This is a genomic window from Tersicoccus solisilvae (assembly GCF_014643255.1).
GTDB lineage: Bacteria > Actinomycetota > Actinomycetes > Actinomycetales > Micrococcaceae > Tersicoccus > Tersicoccus solisilvae.
The window spans coordinates 1-577 of sequence record NZ_BMJI01000083.1 but is presented as its reverse complement, the minus strand read 5'-3'; the positions used below and the strand labels follow the sequence as shown (position 1 = coordinate 577).

Below are 577 nucleotides of genomic sequence, written 5' to 3'. Positions count from 1 at the left end.
ATAGCCGGTGAATTTGCCGAACAACTACAGCACCCCAAGGGTAAACGTCTGTGTCAGGCCATAGTGCAGCTGTCTCAGGCGCTGGAGCTTAACTTTGTTGCCGAGGGGATAGACACGGCGCATCAAAATGATCTGGTAAGGCAGATGGGCGATGGGCTGGCGCAGGGATTCTTTTTCGGTTACCCCTTGCATCCTGAGCAATTCACCCTGGCCCATTTTCAACTGTAATAATTCCGGGTAAACCAGAGAGAAACAGGACTGTCGGCAACAGAAATCTTCTGCAACCACTCCCCTGCAAAAAGCGATTCGCCGACAGTCCCACTCCATCATCAGGGATGATGATGTGGGTTAATTAAAACCATAACGGCCTATAAATGTCGTGATCTATACAGAGTTTTCATCATAGGCCGCAGTTTTATTTCATTTCCTTAGAGATCAATCATCTATCTGGAATATCTTTCCCTTACCTTGGGTGGCATCCGCCGCAATCTCTGCTCAACCAACTCCGCCAGTAAGTCGTGCATCGGGGTCACATCCAGCCCGGGTTCCAGCTGAGACAATGCCACCGCCGCGGCCT

General features: G+C 50.4%; 1 protein-coding gene. It reads left to right on the top strand.

Annotated elements, in window-relative coordinates; genetic code table 11:
- A partial coding sequence (locus IEX22_RS16355) for an EAL domain-containing protein (RefSeq protein ID WP_188669289.1) occupies positions 1–228 on the top strand: 228 nt, incomplete at its 5' end.
- Between the last annotated feature and the right edge of the window lie 349 nt (positions 229–577).